Origin of the sequence: Methylomonas rosea (assembly GCF_024505055.1) — a bacterium.
GTDB lineage: Bacteria > Pseudomonadota > Gammaproteobacteria > Methylococcales > Methylomonadaceae > Methylomonas > Methylomonas rosea.
The window spans coordinates 1-18,465 of sequence record NZ_JANIBL010000044.1; the positions used below are offsets into that span (position 1 = coordinate 1).

18 protein-coding genes and 2 tRNA genes are annotated in these 18,465 nt (G+C 49.9%); 6 read left to right on the forward strand and 14 right to left on the reverse strand.

Annotated features, from left to right (window positions below):
• Positions 1-361: 361 nt before the first annotated feature.
• From NP589_RS14145 to hemF, 12 genes are all read right to left on the reverse strand, one after another.
• Positions 362-438 (reverse strand) — tRNA-Pro (locus tag NP589_RS14145).
• Between the two features lie 72 nt (positions 439-510).
• Positions 511-864, reverse strand: coding sequence for a MerR family transcriptional regulator (locus tag NP589_RS14150; RefSeq protein WP_020481982.1), 354 nt, complete (start codon positions 862-864; stop codon positions 511-513).
• Positions 848-1,144 (reverse strand): integration host factor subunit alpha, encoded by a 297-nt coding sequence (ihfA, locus tag NP589_RS14155; RefSeq protein WP_026146839.1) that lies wholly within the window; start codon positions 1,142-1,144, stop codon positions 848-850. The genes NP589_RS14150 and ihfA overlap by 17 nt, the downstream gene beginning before the upstream one ends.
• 2 nt (positions 1,145-1,146) lie before the next feature.
• Positions 1,147-3,522: a phenylalanine--tRNA ligase subunit beta gene (gene pheT, locus NP589_RS14160; RefSeq protein WP_256607568.1), complete on the reverse strand. Its 2,376-nt coding sequence runs from the start codon at positions 3,520-3,522 to the stop codon at positions 1,147-1,149.
• Between the two features lie 15 nt (positions 3,523-3,537).
• Complete coding sequence (gene pheS / locus NP589_RS14165; RefSeq protein ID WP_256607569.1) at positions 3,538-4,557, reverse strand: phenylalanine--tRNA ligase subunit alpha; 1,020 nt, start codon at positions 4,555-4,557, stop codon at positions 3,538-3,540.
• A gap of 139 nt (positions 4,558-4,696) precedes the next feature.
• Positions 4,697-5,059 carry a 50S ribosomal protein L20 gene (gene rplT / locus NP589_RS14170; RefSeq protein ID WP_256607570.1) on the reverse strand — a complete coding sequence of 121 codons (363 nt, stop codon included), beginning with the start codon at positions 5,057-5,059 and terminating at the stop codon, positions 4,697-4,699.
• A 29-nt stretch (positions 5,060-5,088) separates the two neighbouring features.
• A complete protein-coding gene (rpmI, locus tag NP589_RS14175) occupies positions 5,089-5,286 on the reverse strand; it encodes a 50S ribosomal protein L35 (protein ID WP_020481987.1) in 198 nt (65 codons plus the stop codon).
• A gap of 159 nt (positions 5,287-5,445) precedes the next feature.
• On the reverse strand, positions 5,446-5,970 hold the full coding sequence (gene infC, locus NP589_RS14180; RefSeq protein WP_082879515.1) for a translation initiation factor IF-3: 525 nt from the start codon (positions 5,968-5,970) through the stop codon (positions 5,446-5,448).
• 22 nt (positions 5,971-5,992) lie between these two features.
• Positions 5,993-7,900 carry a threonine--tRNA ligase gene (gene thrS / locus NP589_RS14185; RefSeq protein WP_256607571.1) on the reverse strand — a complete coding sequence of 636 codons (1,908 nt, stop codon included), beginning with the start codon at positions 7,898-7,900 and terminating at the stop codon, positions 5,993-5,995.
• Positions 7,901-7,948: 48 nt separating this feature from the next.
• Positions 7,949-8,025, reverse strand: a tRNA-Val gene (locus tag NP589_RS14190).
• Between the two features lie 74 nt (positions 8,026-8,099).
• Entirely contained in the window at positions 8,100-9,056 is a 957-nt protein-coding gene (locus NP589_RS14195; RefSeq protein WP_256607572.1) for a hypothetical protein, read from the reverse strand.
• Positions 9,057-9,303: 247 nt separating this feature from the next.
• Positions 9,304-10,218 carry an oxygen-dependent coproporphyrinogen oxidase gene (hemF, locus tag NP589_RS14200; protein WP_256607573.1) on the reverse strand — a complete coding sequence of 305 codons (915 nt, stop codon included), beginning with the start codon at positions 10,216-10,218 and terminating at the stop codon, positions 9,304-9,306.
• A gap of 287 nt (positions 10,219-10,505) precedes the next feature.
• Here hemF and NP589_RS14205 point away from each other — a divergent pair, with 287 nt between their 5' ends.
• From NP589_RS14205 to NP589_RS14230, 6 genes are all read left to right on the forward strand, one after another.
• The gene (locus tag NP589_RS14205) at positions 10,506-10,973 is read left to right on the forward strand and encodes a ProQ/FinO family protein (RefSeq protein ID WP_256607574.1); all 468 of its coding nucleotides are present in this window, start codon (positions 10,506-10,508) and stop codon (positions 10,971-10,973) included.
• A 546-nt stretch (positions 10,974-11,519) separates the two neighbouring features.
• Positions 11,520-12,266 (forward strand): DUF5765 domain-containing protein, encoded by a 747-nt coding sequence (locus NP589_RS14210; RefSeq protein WP_256607575.1) that lies wholly within the window; start codon positions 11,520-11,522, stop codon positions 12,264-12,266.
• A 133-nt stretch (positions 12,267-12,399) separates the two neighbouring features.
• Positions 12,400-13,143, forward strand: a complete 744-nt coding sequence (locus NP589_RS14215; RefSeq protein WP_256607576.1) for a TorF family putative porin — start codon at positions 12,400-12,402, stop codon at positions 13,141-13,143.
• 124 nt (positions 13,144-13,267) lie between these two features.
• Complete coding sequence (locus tag NP589_RS14220) at positions 13,268-13,828, forward strand: RNA polymerase sigma factor (protein ID WP_256607577.1); 561 nt, start codon at positions 13,268-13,270, stop codon at positions 13,826-13,828.
• Between the two features lie 4 nt (positions 13,829-13,832).
• Positions 13,833-14,540 (forward strand): anti-sigma factor family protein, encoded by a 708-nt coding sequence (locus tag NP589_RS14225; RefSeq protein WP_256607578.1) that lies wholly within the window; start codon positions 13,833-13,835, stop codon positions 14,538-14,540.
• A 6-nt stretch (positions 14,541-14,546) separates the two neighbouring features.
• Positions 14,547-15,788 (forward strand): S8 family peptidase, encoded by a 1,242-nt coding sequence (locus NP589_RS14230; protein ID WP_256607579.1) that lies wholly within the window; start codon positions 14,547-14,549, stop codon positions 15,786-15,788.
• Here the strand turns inward: NP589_RS14230 and NP589_RS14235 are convergent.
• Positions 15,785-16,927 carry a glycosyltransferase family protein gene (locus tag NP589_RS14235; protein ID WP_256607580.1) on the reverse strand — a complete coding sequence of 381 codons (1,143 nt, stop codon included), beginning with the start codon at positions 16,925-16,927 and terminating at the stop codon, positions 15,785-15,787. The genes NP589_RS14230 and NP589_RS14235 overlap by 4 nt on opposite strands.
• Before the next feature lie 13 nt (positions 16,928-16,940).
• Positions 16,941-18,461 (reverse strand): alginate export family protein, encoded by a 1,521-nt coding sequence (locus tag NP589_RS14240; protein WP_256607581.1) that lies wholly within the window; start codon positions 18,459-18,461, stop codon positions 16,941-16,943.
• Positions 18,462-18,465 lie beyond the last annotated feature (4 nt).

The following is an 18,465-nucleotide window of genomic DNA, read 5'->3' on the forward strand; positions in this document are numbered from 1 at the left end:
ATCCAGGCTACTTGAATTGCAAGAAGTTACTGCAATTTACTCTTAAATACTGCGATATACAGAGCCAAATTCAAATCCAAAAATACGAATTTTGCTCGCTTGATTCGCAAAATTTAGAAGATGTTTTCAGCAAACTTAAGAAGTTGAGGAAAGTTAAGGAAGTTAGACAGGACGCTAGCTAGAGAGATTTGCAGTAACTTACGACGCAGTAACACGAAATTTTTGCTGTTACTGTAATTGTTACTGCATATTTTCGTCGCTTCAGGTGGTTTTCTGTGGACTACAGTGGACAATAAAAAACCCGCCAAGCTAGACAGCTCGCGGGTTTGTGTACTTCTATGGACTACTATAAACAAACTATTGGTCGGGACGGCGGGATTCGAACCCACGACCCCTTGTCCCCCAGACAAGTGCGCTACCAGGCTGCGCTACGCCCCGAAGTCTATCTCTAAATACCTACTCTAACTTAGTAGAGCAAGCCGCGCATAATATCATATTATTCGCGAAACGCTATTTCAGTAGCTCCAAAATATCTTCCAATTCACCTATCATTTGATGAATTAGCTGCTTGGTGCGCAAACTGTCTTCCTTGGCGCTACCACTCGCGAGATGAGCACGCGCGCCACCTATCGTGTATCCTTGCTCGTATAACAAAGCGCGAATTTGTCGAATCAACAGCACGTCATGGCGCTGATAATAACGGCGATTTCCTCGGCGTTTGACCGGACTAAGTTCTGTGAACTCTTGTTCCCAATAACGCAATACGTGGGGTTTTACTGCGCAGAGGTCGCTAACTTCACCAATCGTAAAATATCGCTTGGCCGGAATAACCGGTAGTTCGTTGTTATTACTGGGTTCCAGCATACGCTTCTACTCGAGCTTTCAGTTTTTGCCCTGTTCTGAAGGTCACTACACGCCGCGGAGTAATAGGAATCTCTTCACCGGTTTTTGGATTCCTACCTGGACGACCGCTTTTGTCACGCAACTCGAATTTACCGAAGCCGGAAATTTTTACTTGCTCGCCACTCTCCAGACTTTTCTTAATTTCGTCGAAAAACAACTCTACGATTTCTTTAGCTTCTCGCTTATTTAAACCGAGGTCTTCAAATAATTTTTCTGCAATATCTGCTTTGGTTAATGCCACAATCACTCCCTCAATTTTGCATTCAGTTTAGCCGCTAAAGTGTCCAGCACTTGGCGAAATATAGCATCAATTTCAGTGTCGGTAAGAGTTTGTGCAAAATCCTGCAAGACTAAAGCTAACGCGACACTTTTGTAACCTTCGGCCACACCTGGTCCGCGATAAATATCGAAGATCGATATTTCGCGTATCGCCGTCTCGCGACACTCTTCAATAACCCTGGTAATTGCAGCAGCCGATACGGCCTCCTCCACCAACAAAGCCATATCGCGGCGCACCGAAGGGAATTTAGATAACGCGCTAAATATAGGTACGTTGCGTTCCAATACTGCGTCCTGCTCCAACTCGAACAAGTATACCGGACTATCAAAACCCAATTGCTTCTCCAGCGTCGGGTGTAGCATCCCCAATAAGCCTATGATTTCGCCGCGTTGGTTTTTAATTTGAGCGGTTTGTCCGGGATGTAACGCCGAGTGTTGAAACGCAACGAAATCAGCACTAACGCCCGCCAAACCGAATAAAGCTTCGACATCAGCTTTCATGTCGAAGAAATCCAGTTTTCTGGATTTTTCGCCCCACTGTTCGACGTTAACCGTTCCCAAGGCCAGGCCGGATAACATTTTCCGCTGTTGAATTTGTCCGTCTTGATAGAAAAACCGCAAGCCGGCTTCAAACAAGCGCACTCTGTTCTGTTGACGGTTTATGTTATACAAAGCAGCATTCAACAAACCACACCAGAGCGTAGTACGCATCACGGCTAACTCGGAAGATATCGGGTTCTGAATTCGGATAAATTCTTCGCCCGGCGCGACGGCATTTTGCATCGCTTCATCAACAAAGCTGTAAGTAATCGCCTCCTGATAACCGCGATCAACAAGACAATCCTGTAACCGGGCTAACGACAACTGCGCCTCGGGCGCCTTACCAAGTTCGGCACGCATTAACAAGTTGCTGCTGGGCAAATTGTTATAGCCGTAGATTCTGCCGATTTCTTCCAGCAAATCTTCCTCTATGGCAATATCGAAACGAAAGCCTGGCGGGATAATTTCCCAACCGTTCTCGACTACTTGAACCTGCATACCCAAACCTTCGAACAACTTATGTACTTCATCGTCGCCGAATTGAATACCCAATACTTTGGTAATGCGCTGGCTGCGCAATTTGACCGGCGCTCTAGCCGGTAGCGCCGCGGCCACAATCGATTCTTGAACAGGACCGGGACTGCCACCGGCAATCTCCATGATCAATTGCGTCGCACGTTCCATGGCGCGGCGCTGCAAATTAAAGTCCACGCCACGTTCAAAGCGATGCGATGAATCGGTATGCAAGCCAAATTGACGCGCCTTACCGGCGACATCGATTGGCGTAAAAAACGCGCACTCCAGGAAGATGTCGCGTGTTTCACCAAATACCGCGCTATCCTTACCACCCATCACGCCGGCCAAAGCCAAGGCCTGCTGCTGATCGGCAATGACCAAGGCGTCACCATCCAGTTCTATGGTTTGATCGTTCAACAAAGCCATGGACTCGCCTACCCGACTACGTCTGACCACGATAGGCGCGCTCAGTTTATCGGCATCGAAGGCATGCAGCGGCTGCCCCAGTTCGATCAACACATAATTGGTGACATCGACAACCGGACTCAAACTTCTAATACCGCAACGACGCAGACGTTCCTGCATCCACAATGGCGTGACCGCCGCAGGATTGATATTTTTGATCAAACGTCCCAGATAAACCGGGCACGCTTCCGTCGCTTCAACCTTAACTTCCAAGGTTTGTTGATGCTGCGGCTCGATAGCGGCGAACTCTGGGGCTTGGAAAGACAGATTGTTTAGCACCGCCACTTCCCTGGCAACACCTTCAACACTGAGACAATCTGCGCGATTAGGCGTTAACCCCAACTCGATTACGTTGTCGTTCAGCATTAAATAGTCGCGGATATCAATACCCACCGGCGCATCCGCCGGCAACTCCATCAAGCCTTCCGAACTAACCGCCAAACCCAGCTCTTTTTCCGAGCACAGCATACCGAACGACAATTCGCCACGCAGTTTAGATTCTTTTATTTTGAAATTGCCGGGCAATACCGCACCAATCAATGCTGCCGGGATTTTCAATCCGGGCCTGACATTGCTGGCGCCGCAAACGATTTGCAGTGGGTCGGCCTGGCCGATGTTGACCTGGCAAACCCTAAGTTTATCGGCGTTTGGATGTTGAATGGTGGAGAGCACTTCGCCAACTACCACACCGGAAAATTCGGCTGCAACAGGCGTCAAGGCATCGACTTCCAGACCGGCCATGGTCAATTGCGCGACTAATTCAGCGGTGGCAACAGGCGGATTGACCAGTTCTCTTAACCAGGCTTCACTGACTTGCATAACTACTATCCACCGTTACCTAAACTGTTGTAAAAATTTCAGATCGTTATCGAAAAACATCCTTAGATCGTTAATGCCGTATTTCATCATCGCCAGACGTTCGACTCCGGTTCCGAAGGCGAAACCCGAATAAACTTGATTATCTATGCCGACTGATTTAAATACTTCCGGATGTATCATGCCGCAACCGCCGACTTCCAGCCAGCCCGTTTGTTTGCAGACACGACAACCTTTGCCGTCGCACATTACACAGGACACATCGAATTCGGCGGAAGGCTCTGTGAATGGAAAATAGGAAGGACGAAAGCGCACGTTCACCTCTTTTTCGAAGAAGGCGCGCAAAAACTCAAAAATGACGCCTTTCAGGTCGCCAAAGCTCACATCAGTATCGACCAAAAAGCCTTCGACCTGATGGAACATAGGTGAATGTGTCATGTCCGAGTCGCAACGGTACACCCGGCCCGGCGCGATAATTTTCAAGGGCGGCTTCTCGGACTCCATCACCCGAATCTGTACCGGCGACGTATGGGTTCTCAGTACCGTGTGAGCATCGAAATAAAAGGTGTCGTGCATCGCCCGCGCCGGATGATGCTCAGGAATATTCAAAGCGCCGAAGTTATGGTAATCGTCTTCTATTTCAGGACCTTCGACGATATTAAAGCCAGCATCGGCAAAAATTTTGGCAATCCGCCGTAAGGTAATCGTGACAGGATGCAAACCGGATACGGTTTGGCCACGACCCGGCAAGGTAACATCGATACATTCTTTCGCCAAACGAGCAGCCAATTCATCGCTTTCCAAAGTCGCTTTCCGCGTTTCTAAGGCTTCTTGAAAGGTATTTTTGGCATCGTTGATAACTTGACCGGCACTGCGGCGCTGTTCGGGATCCAGACTACCCAGCTCTTTCATCTGCTGAGTAAACAAGCCTTTTTTGCCTAGATAATTGACTCTGACCTGATCCAGTTGACTAAGGTCTGTTGCACTTGCAAGCTCTTGTAATGCCTGCTTAACAATATCTTCGATACTAGCCGACACAACTCAGCTCACTTTTGTCTGCAATTGAGGGAAATTCCAAAACGATAGGTCCCCGCCAAAGAGATGCGGCGGAGAACTCCCCGCCAAAAACGGGGAGTCGAGCGATTAAGCCGTTCTGGTGAACAGCTTAATGTATTCCTTACGGTTTGCTTTGGTTTGCTATGGCCACTTTCGCAATCGCGCCGAAAGCGTCGATGTCACGAACAGCTAAGTCAGCCAATACTTTGCGATCAATCGCCACATTGGCTTTGGTCAAACCGTTAATCAAACGGCTATAGGAAATACCGTACAAACGCGCGGCAGCGTTGATACGCACAATCCACAGAGCGCGGAATTGGCGTTTTTTCTGTTTACGGTCACGGTAAGCATACTGACCGGCCTTGATGACCGCCTGCTTGGCGACGCGGTAAACCCGGCTACGGGCACCGTAGTAACCTTTTGCCAGTTTTAAAATCTTTTTGTGTCTTGCTCTAGCGGTGACGCCGCGTTTAACTCTAGCCATGTTCTACTCTCTTCAATATCAATGATAAATCAACTGTACGGCAGCATACGCGCAACCAATGGCGTATCCGACGGATGAAGAATGGCTGTTTTACGCAGTTGTCTTTTACGTTTGGTGGTTTTTTTGGTCAGAATATGACGCTTATGCGATTGTTTGCATTTAAAACCGCCGCTTCCGATTTTCTTGAAGCGCTTGCCGGCACCACTATGGCTTTTCATTTTTGGCATTTGTTTTCTCCAATGATTAAAAGTAAAGTCCCTGAGATAAAACCCAGTGAGGCAAAATGCTTGGCCCCATTGAATTTCCGGACACGAAAGTATCCGCTAGCCGATTCGTTCCTGAATCGCGTTGCCGTTTTAAAAAACGGCTAAAACCTTGTGTTTGAGCTATTTCTTTTTCTTAGGGCCCATCACCATGACCATTTGTCGGCCTTCCAACTTGGGAAACTGCTCGACGATAGCCATCTCTTCCAGATCGGTTTCGATGCGTTTCAATAAGTCCATGCCCAACTCGCGATGAGTCAGCTCCCGGCCTTTAAAACGTACAGTGATCTTGGTTTTGTCGCCTTCGCTTAGAAATTTTATCAAGCTGCGTAGTTTGACCTGGTAATCGCCTTCTTCGGTACCGGGCCTAAACTTGATTTCCTTGATCTGGATTTGTTTTTGCTTTTTCTTGGCGGCTTGCAGTTTTTTGTTTAACTCAAACTGATATTTGCCAAAGTCCATGACTTTGCAAACCGGAGGATCCGCATTGGGCGATATTTCGACCAGATCCATGTTTGCATCGTAGGCGAGCTGTAACGCTTCATTTATTGAAACAACCCCGACTTGTTCACCTTCAGCGCCTACTACCCGAACCCGCCTGGCGGTAATCTCGGTATTTAAGCGCGTTGCATCTTTTTTAGAGCTGATACCCTAATCCTCCAAGTTGTTATTATTTTCGATCCGCAATCTGGTTTCTCAAGCGTTCGCCAAGTTCGCCAATTGACAGACTTCCTAGATCCTCGCCCTGCTGTGTGCGTACACTGACAGTCCGAGTGTCTAATTCCTTGTCGCCGATAATCAAAAGATACGGCACTCGCTGCATGGAATGCTCGCGGATTTTAAAGCCTATCTTCTCGTTTCTCAAGTCAATTTTGACTCTAAGACCTTGTTTTTCAAGTTCTCGCCGCACCTGCTCGGCATAATCGGCATGACGGTCTGTGATATTTAACACCACTAACTGCACCGGCGCCAACCATAACGGAAAGGTCCCGGCAAATTGCTCGATCAAAATCCCTATGAAACGCTCCAAGGAACCCAGAATCGCCCGATGCAACATCACCGGCACGTGTCTGGCGCTATCTTCGCCTATGTAAGAGGCATCCAATCTTTCCGGCATCGAGAAATCAACCTGTATAGTACCGCATTGCCAGACTCGACCTATACAATCTTTTAAGGAGAATTCAATTTTAGGGCCATAAAAGGCGCCTTCGCCCGGCTGTAACTGCCAATCCAGGCCTTTAGTGTTCAACGCCAATTCCAAGGCATTTTCAGCTTTATCCCAGACAGAGTCATCGCCTACTCTATTTTCCGGACGGGTCGACAGCTTGATAATCACTTCTTCAAAACCGAAATCCTTATAAACCTCAAATAACAGATCGATAAAAGTGGCGACTTCGGATTGAATCTGATCTTCGGTGCAGAAGATATGCGCATCGTCCTGCACAAAGTTTCTGACCCGCATCAAACCGTGCAAAGTACCGGATGGCTCGTTGCGGTGGCAGGAGCCGAATTCGGCCAAGCGCACCGGCAAATCCCGATAACTTTTGATACCTTGGTTATAAATCTGAATATGACAAGGACAGTTCATCGGTTTGACCGCGTAATCACGGCTTTCCGAATGCGTGGTAAACATCATGGCACTGAATTTATCCCAGTGCCCTGACTTTTCCCACAAGGTGCGATCAACAATTTGCGGGGTTTTAACTTCGCCGTAACCATTCACGCGCAATTTCTCGCGCACGTATTGTTCGATCTGCTGATAAATAGTCCAGCCTTTGTCGTGCCAAAACACCATACCCGGCGCTTCTTCCTGGGTATGAAACAAGTCTAGCGCTTTACCTATCTTACGGTGATCGCGCTTTTCTGCTTCTTCCAGACGATGCAGATAAGCGGCTAATTCCTTAGCATCGCCCCAGGCGGTTCCGTAAATGCGTTGCAGCATTTCGTTTTTAGAATCGCCACGCCAATAAGCCCCGGCAATTTTCATCAATTTAAAGGCTTTTAATTTGCCGGTGCTAGGCACATGTGGGCCACGGCATAAATCGGTGAACTCGCCTTGTTGGTATAAAGACAAATCTTCATTTGCCGGGATCGAGGCAATAATTTCGGCTTTGTATTTCTCGCCCAAACCCTCAAAAAATTTTACAGCCTCGTCGCGCGACAACAGCGAACGGCTAATGGCAATGTCTTGAGCAGCCAACTCCGCCATTTTCTTTTCGATGGCAGCCAAATCCTCAGGCGTAAAAGAACGCTCAAAGGCAAAGTCGTAATAGAAACCGTTTTCGATGACCGGCCCTATCGTTACCTGTGCAGTGGGGAATAGTTGTTTAACGGCCTGCGCCAGCAAATGCGCTGTGGAGTGGCGGATTACATCAACGCCCTCCTCATCCTTGGCTGTGACTATTTGCAAACTTGCATCGGAATCGATCAGCGTACTGGCATCAACTAATTTGCCATTGACCTTGCCGGCCAACGTCGCCTTAGCTAAACCCGTACCGATAGACAGGGCCACATCTATTACAGACACCGCTTGGTCGAATTGACGCTGAGAGCCGTCAGGCAAAGTTATTACAGGCATTTTCGATTCCACAATAAAAAAAGCACCGTCATGCGGTGCTTTATGTTTTGGTAGGCGCGAGTGGACTCGAACCACCGACCCCCACCATGTCAAGGTGGTGCTCTAACCAGCTGAGCTACGCGCCTAAAGTCTATCGTTCGAGCCGCGCATTATAACGATCTAAACAACTTATGCAAGCTTTTTCTACGGCGACCCTGGTTCAAGCCGTTGCAGTTAAGATGGAACCCGCGGCGCCGGGGGCTGGCGAATTGCTCTCACGGTTACCGGACAACTTGTTTAAGAACTCCAACAAAGTCGGCTTTTTACCATTCGCCGGAGCGCCCAGCAGATTTACTAGATCATTAAAACTATCTTGCAATTCTTTGTATTTACCGCCAGTTGCACCATTAGCGTCACTCAAAGCCGTGATCAAGTTTTGCAAATTATCGGTGAATTTACCGTAGCCATTTCGACCTACCGCTTTGTCGCCATGCTGACCGTCATCGTCGGAGCCGTGACGACGATCAGCGCTGTATTTCAAAGCCTGACGCAAATCGTGTAAGAAGCTATGCAACGCCTGGCGCACATCGGCGACAGTTGCGCGTGGCACGGACGTAGCGGTTGTAGCCGTAGATGTCGTCGTTGTCGTTGCCGGTGCAGTTGTCGTAGTTGCTGGCGTACCAGCGTTATTCTGGACGCTGGCTTCAGGTGTTGCGGCCGGAGCTTGTGCAGTGCTTGTTGTTACAGGCGTCGCATTAGTTGTAGTCGGCGAAACCTGCTTTGGCGGTGTTTGCCCAGCAATTGAATCACCTTGCGCCGCGGAAGCGGGTTGCTGCACCCCGTTTTGCTTCAATACCTGCCGTAAATCCTGCAAAAAGCTTTGCAACAACTGCCCGAGATTGGATGAGCTATTTTGACCACTGTCCTCATCATTATCAGCACTATCATCTGATGAGCCGTTGTTACTACCAGGAATATTCAATCCAAAACTTTGCAAAGTTTTCACGACGTTTTGCATAAACGCGCCACCACCGTGATGATGTCCGCGTTTCTCCCCTCTTCCGCTTACCGCCGGACGCTCTTTGTCCTCATCGTTATAAGTACTTTTGGTACTGGATATGCTGATGGTGGTTTGCGATACATACAATGATGTTGTCAATGAATTGATCGTAGTCATTAGATTCACCTTGACGCTGCATAAAAAACAAATGGTTAATAACCAAAATTAAGCACGGGACCGACATACTCCAATCGATTCCTGTATCGGCGGTTATCACCATGCCGTTTCTTTTAGCGGCAGAAATTTTGTGAACTTTAGCAAACTATCCAAAAAAAAGACCAAACACGCTTGACTGAAAACAAAACCTTGCGAGCCAGTTTTGCAACAGATACCCGCACAGAGTGACTAGCCGATTTCCACAACTCTAAATTCCCAGCCAGTTTTGCGGGCGTAAAAATGTGTCGTACAACTCGGCCTCCGGACTACCCGGTTCAGGCTGCCAATTGTATTGCCAATGCGCGACCGGAGGCATGGACATCAAAATGGATTCAGTCCTGCCGCCCGATTGCAGCCCGAATAACGTCCCCCGGTCGTAAACCAAATTAAACTCGACATAACGCCCACGCCGATACAACTGGAAATTACGCTCCCGGTCACCATAGACGGTGTCTTTACGCTTTTGCACGATGGGCAAATACGCATCTAAGTAGTGATCGCCGACGCTCTGCATAAACGTAAAAGCTTGGAGAAAATCGGGCTCATTCAAATCGTCGAAAAACAAACCGCCTACGCCACGGGTTTCGTTGCGGTGTTTCAAAAAGAAATACTCGTCGCACCATTTTTTATAACGTGGATACACATCCTCGCCAAACGGCAGACAAGCTTCACGCGCAACTTTATGCCAATGCAATACGTCGTCACGGAATGGATAAAACGGCGTCAAATCGAAACCGCCGCCAAACCACCAGATAGACGGCTCACCGTCTTTTTTGGCGATAAAAAACCGCACATTGGCGTGCGAGGTCGGTACATAAGGGTTGCGAGGATGCATCACTAAGGACACGCCCATCGCTTCGAATTGCCGGTTGGCCAGCTCTCGCCGTTTAGCGGTTGCCGATGGCGGTAGATTACTGCCAAACACGTGCGAAAAATTAACGCCGCCTTGCTCAAACACCTCACCATTCGCCAACACCCGCGAACGCCCTCCGCCGCCTTCGACGCGTTCCCAAGCATCTTCAATGAAGTGCGCGCTGGGTTCTTCCGCCTCCAAAGCATTACAAATTCGATCTTGCAACGTCAGCAAATACGTCTTTACTGCGGATATATCGTTCTCAATCATGATAAAGCGCTGTCCTGTCGATAAAAATTTTACTCAGCAACCGCCATGCGGCAGCCCATTGAGCGCAAATTACCACAAAATATAAAACAACAACTCGGATAAGCAGTACGCCAACGCTTACCTTGGCACTCTGGAAGATCCAGACAGCACCAAATAAAGTGCGTACCGTTATATTATTTATCTGAGAAATTATTAGATTGGAACACCGAAATTCGATTGCACTATTGGCTTGATGTTTCCCGATGTACAATCTGTTTTTTATTCCTTGATAAAAGTGTGGATACATTATGGGATTTGAAGAACTAGCATCGCTCAGAGATGAACTTGTCAAGCAAGCGGCTGCCAATAAGTCGGTACAAGGCCAAAAAAAGATAGTGGAGAAATCACCTATCAAGAAGACCGGCAAAGCTGATGCGTTAGTCGCCATTATCGGCTTGCTTCAAAAGAAATTCCCCTTGGCATTTCCAAAAAAACCCGCTGCCAAACTGCCCTTAAAAATTGGTATCCACAAAGACATCCTGGCGCATGCCGATCAACTCGGTACAGATAAAAACCAACTCCGTACCGCGCTCAAGGCATGGTGTTGGGGACATCGTTACTGGGATTGCCTAACGGAAGATGCAGTCAGAGTGGACTTGCAAGGAATGCCGGCCGGCCAAGTAACAAAAGCAGATGCTGAACAAGCAAGTAAATTAAAAGCAGAACGCCGAAAGCAGCCCGAAGCAATCGACGCAGTAACTACCGAGGAAGCATAATTATTGCTCGCTCAGGAGTTGCCAGCGTCGGGAAAGCACGGGTCCAAACTTTTGACTTTCCTAGGCGCCCGAGTGCGCGGAAACGCCGAAACAAGGTATTTCCGAAGCCCGTTTGTCTGATTGCTGATGCGGCAACCCATCTCCGCCGACTGACCAGCACGTCCAATTCGGAAAGCCTGAACCAACCGACACGCGCTCAATCACCCAAAGCAACTCCGGTGTGTGCCGGCATCATCAGTTCCCGGAAAATTTTTGTCATAAAAATTCAACAAGCCATTAAAATAGCTAACGATTCTGCAAAGCTATCCCGGAATCACCACGTATCGACTGCAAAATTTGCGTCATTTTCTTCTCGCGATCACGCCTTAGGTTTAACCGCACCAAGGCAGCCTCTTCACGACCAAGCCTAAAACTAGGCAAAAGTCGGCATTACAGAGCCTTAAAGCCCCTCGGCATCCGCCAGGCGTTACTCTTTATAGACTTTTCAAACTCCGACACTGGATCGCAGTTTGCCCGATCCTAGATTTTTAGTTCCCAGGAGGAATTATGTGTTGGAGTGGCGAGGCATCAGCCGCGCTTGCCGTAACCGGCTTTGCGAGTACTGCTTTTTTTTATCGACGCGGCGAATCCAAGGTCTTATGCCTGGCATTGGCCTATTTCTCGCTAATGGAATTACTACAGGCGTATACCTATTCGGTGATAGACCAATGCCTTAATCCGAACAATCAGGTTGCTACCTTTTTGGGGTATATGCACATCGCATTTCAACCGTTTTTCGTCAACGCGGTCACCATGCATTTTATCCCGGAAGCCTTACGAAAACGTATTGCACCATTTGTCTACGCACTCTGCTTTGCCGCGGCCACTGTATTCATGATGCGGATTTATCCATTTCAATGGAGCAGTTTTTGCTTTGACCACTACTATCAGTTTTTACCCGGCACTAAGCTCAAATTCCTAATGCCATTTTGCGGCACGGAGATTTGTTCAACATCCGGACAATGGCATATCGCCTGGGCCATACCGGCCAGCGGCAGCATTCAAATGGCTAACAGTTACGTATACGCTGCCTTTCTGATGCCCTTGCTCTACGGCTCATGGAAACTGGTGCTGTATCATTTTACAACCGGTCCGCTGCTGGCATACTTGACGACCGACAACATGAACGAATGGGCTGCCGTATGGTGTCTTTATTCGATAGGCCTGCTGCTGCTATTAATTAAAACCCCCATACGCCAATACTTGCATGTTACTAACTGGTATGGTTGCCGCCATCCTCAGTTTTTTAAATAAATTGATAAATTAACGCCACATCCCTCAAGTTTGTTGAAGGTTCAATCCAACTAGGAAATAATGCACAAAAGGGTAGTTCTATACTGACAGTCAATCGCCGACAATACCCACATAAATCTCAAACTACCCATCCATGGACTCAGATAAAATCTTCCGCAAAGGCTTGTTTGCACTCTTCTTAGGGGTTTTAGGCGTACCCTCGGTTTTACCTTACGCCCAAGCTGAATGGCATGGCGAGCTCACTTTTCTCAGCGATTACTTGCACCGGGGCTACTCCAAGAATCGCGGCAATCCTTTAGCGCAAGCGCATATCGATTATCAAGACCCCATGGGTTGGTTCGGCGGTGTGGGCGTTTCGCAAGTCAGCTTTGACGACCGCAGCTATAAAAATTACGCCGATGTGGAAATCAAACCCTATCTGGGATGGAGCCTGCCGTTAAATCACGACTGGCGTACTGAATTATCGGTAACCGGCTACCTGTTCGACGGTAAGATTTTTGGAAAGTATGCCGATTACGCCGAATTTTACGCATCCCTGCACTATCAAGACTGGCTCAGCGGAACGGTGTCCGTTGCACCTAATGCCTATCGGCGTGAGGCAACGGTACTGAATTACGAGCTCAAATATCGCCGCGACATCCTCGACAATCTGCAATTTTCAACGGGATTGGGCTATTACCAAGCCAACAAACTATTGGATGAGGATTATTTTTACTGGAACGCCGGCGTGTCTTGGTTCATCACCGCCAATCTGGCGCTAGACTTACGCTACGCTGACGTCCATCTGGACGATCATCACGAAGACATCCATCACCACGAGTTTTATCCACGCTTACAGGACAACAAGTTTTTAATCTCCGTGACCGCCGGCTTTTAAATAAAATTTCCCGCCTTTGAACCTTCCGGCTTCGCCACGGAATACACTCGCACACCAAGCTAAAATCACAGGAACCCAGGTTTGAGCCATGCTGCGTTTAGTACCTAACCTACACCGACCACCCATGCCCGAACAGCCCCAAATCGGCCCGGACGAGTACGCCTTGCTGCAACGTATCGGCGCAGGCGATACCGCCGCGTTCGAAGCTTTCTACAAAAACTACTATCCAAGGTTGTTTCGTTTCATCTTGCGCATGACGCGCCAGCCCGAAGCTGTCGAGGAACTAATACAGGAAACCTTGCTGGTGGTTTGGGAAAAACCCCAGGGCTTCAATCATGAAAGCAAAATATCCACCTGGGTATTCGGCATTGCGTATCACAAAACCCTGAAAGCCATGGCCAAAAGTGCCCGACGTAACAACGATGTCGATATCGAAGACTTGACCGAAACCATAGGCGATCCGACTGCAAATCCTGCGAATAATTGGGAAAACGAAGATTGGTTAAACTATGCGTTGGCCACATTACCGCCGGACCAGCGCGCCGTCATCGAACTAACCTTTTACCACGGCTTGTCTTATCAGGATGTCGCCAGAATCCTGGATTGCCCGGAAAATACTGTAAAAACCCGTATGTTTCATGCCCGCAGGAAACTGCAGGTTTTTGCCGACGCACAGGAGAAATAAGGCCATGAATCCACAGATTTCCTCACCCACTAACTCCCACTCGGACATCGTGTTGTTATTGCCCTGGTACGTCAATCAAAGCCTGTCAACAAATGAACGGCAGCAGGTAGACCAACATTTAAAATACTGCCTGGTCTGTCGGCGCGAATTACAGACCTTACATAAACTCGCTGCGGCCGTGCAACAAGCGGCCGATCTGGACGTAGCCGCTGAAGCTTCTTTCGCCGGTCTGCGCGCCAAAATGCAAACAGCCAGTCAAATCCCGCGTACCAAACAGGCCAACAGCCCCCGCGTAAAGCTGAGTGGGGTAAATGTAAAGCTATTCGCCGCTCGTCACGGACTTTGGCGAATCGCCAGCAATACCGGAAAAGGCTTGGCTATTGCCGCATCACTGTTATTGGTCGCGCTACCGGCCGCAATGCAATACCTGCGCCCGGCCGATACCACAGACTATTTCACACTCTCCGCAGCCAAAACGGACGCCGGCCCGACCGGTCAGTTACGGGTAGTGTTTGCCAAGAACTTGGCGAATAAAGACATAGACGCCGCGCTTAGCCAAATTGGCGGAGTGCGGGTAGACGGACCGAACAGTGTCGGCGCTTACACGGTCAAAATCGCCACCGGCAAGCCGGATACTGACATAGCCGGCGCCTTGGCATTGCTCCGCAGTCGACAGGATGTAATACTGGCCGAACCGATTTTACAACCGTAATTGATCATGAAATTAGTGCGCTTAAATCTGTTTATTTGCTTGCTGGGGCTGCTTAGCGCCTGCGCAACTACCAGCGATTTATCGCGGTTGGGCGACAGCAAAACTGCCGAAGAACGCCGGCTGCTGGTCACCTTTACCGACCGCAGCATTGATCGCGCGTTGCCGGCCAATACCTTGGACGGCTATCGCTTGCGGGGCCAATACGGCAACTCCGGCTGGAGCGAACATATTGCGCAGGAGCTGGCCGAGCGCCATCATCTGCAGTTCGTTGCCCAATGGCCGGTTACGACCTTGGGTGTCAGCTGCGTGGTGTACGAGGTACCGGACACCCTGCCCGTGCAACAAGCAATCGCAGAATTGCAACAGGACAGCAACGTGTCGTCCGTACAGCAAATGCATAGCTTTCAGGTACTAGGTAAGCAGACACCGCCTACTCAGGCATACAGCGACCCGTATCTGCATTTGCAAACCGGTTTTAACGCCTTGCGGATAGCCGATCTGCACCTTACCACCACCGGCCAAGGCGTGCGTATTGCCGTCATCGATACCGGCGTGGACATCGAACACCCGGACTTGAAAGGTCGTATTAAATACTCGGAAAACACCGCGCCGGAACCCAGCGATCACAATCTGGCCGATATTCACGGTACGGCAGTCGCCGGCGTATTATCCGCCCATCCCAACAACGGCATAGGTATTGCCGGCATCGCCCCTGAAGCGGAAATTTTGGCATTTCGAGCCTGCTGGCCGGAGAAACCCAATTACTTGGCGGCACGTTGCAACAGTTTTACCTTGGCATTAGCCTTGAATCAGGCCATTCGCATGAATAGCCATATCATCAATTTGAGCCTGAGCGGCCCCGAAGACCCCTTAGTACAGCAACTTATTGAAAAAGCGCTGACCAAAGGCATCATTGTGGTCGCGGCTGTGCCGAGTCAAATACAAGCCGGCTGCTTTCCGGCCAACATCGCCGGTGTGATAGCCGTTGGCCAGGAAAAGAACGGCAACAACCAGCAAATCGCCGCGCCTGGCAAAGACATTCTGACGACCGTGCCGCACCAAGCCTATGACTTTATGAACGGCAGTTCCTTCGCGACGCCGCATGTAGCCGGGATGGCCGCTTTGCTGCTGCAATTGCATCCGGACTGGAAAGCGGCGGACATCAAACGCCGGCTTGGCAACGACGCATCGACCGCCAATTTGCTCGATTCGAGTACCGCCCTTGCCTCTCCGGAGCGCGCGCACTAGCCTTCATAAAATTCACCCTCAAGAATTGCGCTTATCCGCCGACTGATTTCGGCCGCACCGTTAATGGCTAGGGTCTGTTGCGGATAAGTTCGGTTTATCGTCTCCCTGATCTTGATGCTTAGCCGTTCCGACGCTAGGTCCGTTTCCGTCAACGGCAACACAAAGCCCTTGCCGGCCAGCTTTTCAATCCGCAGACCTTGCTCGCTATTACCGGCGTAAGGATACGCCAACGCCGGCGTGCGGGTGCTGATCACATCCATCAACGTGTTGTCGCCGCCCAGGCTGATCGACAAAGCGGCAGATTGCAGATTCTCCTGAAAGTCATTCAAGAAAGACACGACCAGGACATTCGGGCTGCTGACCAGCGCCTGCAACTCGGCAATTTCGCTTGTCAAGGCTCTGGAGCTGGTGACGACCAGAAAATGGTAATCCGGCAGCAGTGGCGCAGTTTTGATCGCCGCGCGCAACAGAGTCTTACCGATTTCACCGCCGCCCTGACTGACGATGATCATGTTTCGTCGTATCGGCCAACTTGCCGGAGGCGGCGGACTGACGTAGCCTACATAAACCAAGCGCTCGGCAATTTCGGCAGTCAGACTAAAAGTTTCTTCGAAGCGCACGATGTCCGGATCGCCTCGCACAAATACGGTGTGAATATGCTCCAGCACCAGTTTCACCATACGCTGTTCGGCGTCCAGCGGTGCCGGCACCAGAATCTCCCGGACGAAGCAAAAAATCGGTACCGCGCCGCAGCGCTGTCTGACGGTGGCAAACAGCCCAAGAATCTCGCGTTTCAGGCGGCGCCGGCCGAACGGGAAAAACTCGACAATCACCGCGTCGTAGGGCCAGTCTACAAATTGCTCGATTGCCGCAACACGTTCGGCCCAGACGACTTCGATGGGCTTGTCGCTATCGGGTGCATAAAGTTCATCGGTGGCACTGTCGATTAATATCGTCGGCAAACGCAGATGCCGAAAACCCGGCAGTTCCGGCATTTGCTGTAAGCCTTGGCCACCGTGGATCAAATCCACATCGGCATAAGTCGACAACTCGCGGATGACCAGCAAGCTGCTGGTCAGATGCCCCAAACCGACCAGACTCTGGCAATAAAACAGGATTTTGCGGCGCTTAGAATGCATGGCAAGCAAGCCCTTAAAAGCTGTATTTGAATGTCAGGTCGAGTTGAAAGGAATTATTACCTTCCAACGCGCCAAAAGCCGGACCGGCCATAAATACCGAACCAGCAAATTGCACCTGCAAATGCTTCCACTCGTCCAGGGACAATACCAAATCGAATTCATCACCCAGCGTGCCGCTGCTGCCGTTGGGCGTGGCGCGTATTCGCGAATCGCGAATCGCCGACGACGGCGTGGCCTGTTCGTAGTGGTGGTAGAGCAAGTCGATGGAGCTTTGCTCGGAAATCGGAAAGCCCAACCCGGCGGTCATGATGTTCAAATTCGCCAATTCCGGCCGAAACAGCTCGCCGTAATAACGAAAGCGCTGGCTGCCGGACAATTTGATTTTATTGTTGTGTATCCCTGATTGCCGATAACTGCTGTCGGTGCCGTCGTTGGGATTGGAATCGCCGGAGCCATAGGCATAACCCAAGGTCAGGTAAGGTTCCAGGAATAGATTGCTGTACCAGGTAATACCGGCGTCCATGCCCCAGGCTTCGACGTGCCTTGGGGTTTGCGCTCTGACGCGGGACACGTTGCTGTTGATGTCGGTAAAAGTCTGCGTGGTCTCTTCACCGAATACAAAGGCCGAATCCAGCCAATACCCTATCTTGCCGACATGCTCGATTTTGAATTTACCCATCGCCCGGCCGCCTAACCAATTTAAATCGCCGTCGCTGGCGTCTTTGCGATTGGCTCGAATCACGTCGCCGGGGCGTTGGTTGTCGGAGTTATCGAATTGGCTCAAAAAGAACAAGGACAAGTTTTGCTTCGGGTCCCATTGCCAAACCACGTCGCCCATCAAACGTACTACCCGGTCGCTGACTGGATCAATGAAATCCTGATCCGACTGTTTCGAACCCAATTCCTTGGCAATCGCCAATTCGGCGAACAGCGTGTCTTCGCCAAAATACACCCGCGCCGCGTCCAGTTCGTCGTTCCACCACCATTGGCGCTTGTCGGCGATACGCTGCCGGCCCAATTGCAGACTAAACCCCGAATCCAGTATCTGATGAATGAACAGCCAGGCCTGGGTCAGTTTAATGCCGGCTTCGTATTGATCCAGCCCACTTTCGGTATAGACCTCCGGATCGTAATACACATCGGACTGCACAAAAAATGATACCGATTTTGACCACTGGTAAAACAACTCCAGTTTCAGGTCTTGATAGACATTCGCCACATCGTCGTCACGGCGTGGGTCCAGACGCCGGTCTTCGACATAGCGCGGCTCCAGTTCGTAAGCGCCGCCGATGGTCAACGGGTGACCGAATACGTCAACCTTAAATTGGTCGGCGGGCCGTTTGTCCCCAGGATTGATACGTAGAGGTTCTTTTCTAACCGCATCGCCGTTGTCCTGACGAAAGGCATTGTCATAGGGCTTGTTCGCGGCCGCTTGCCCGTTAGTGGTCTCTGCAAGTACCGATAAACTCAGCAAGGTACCGCCGGCCAGTAATACCGTTTTTCCGGTTTTTAGTATGAAGGAATTAAAGCTCATGAAC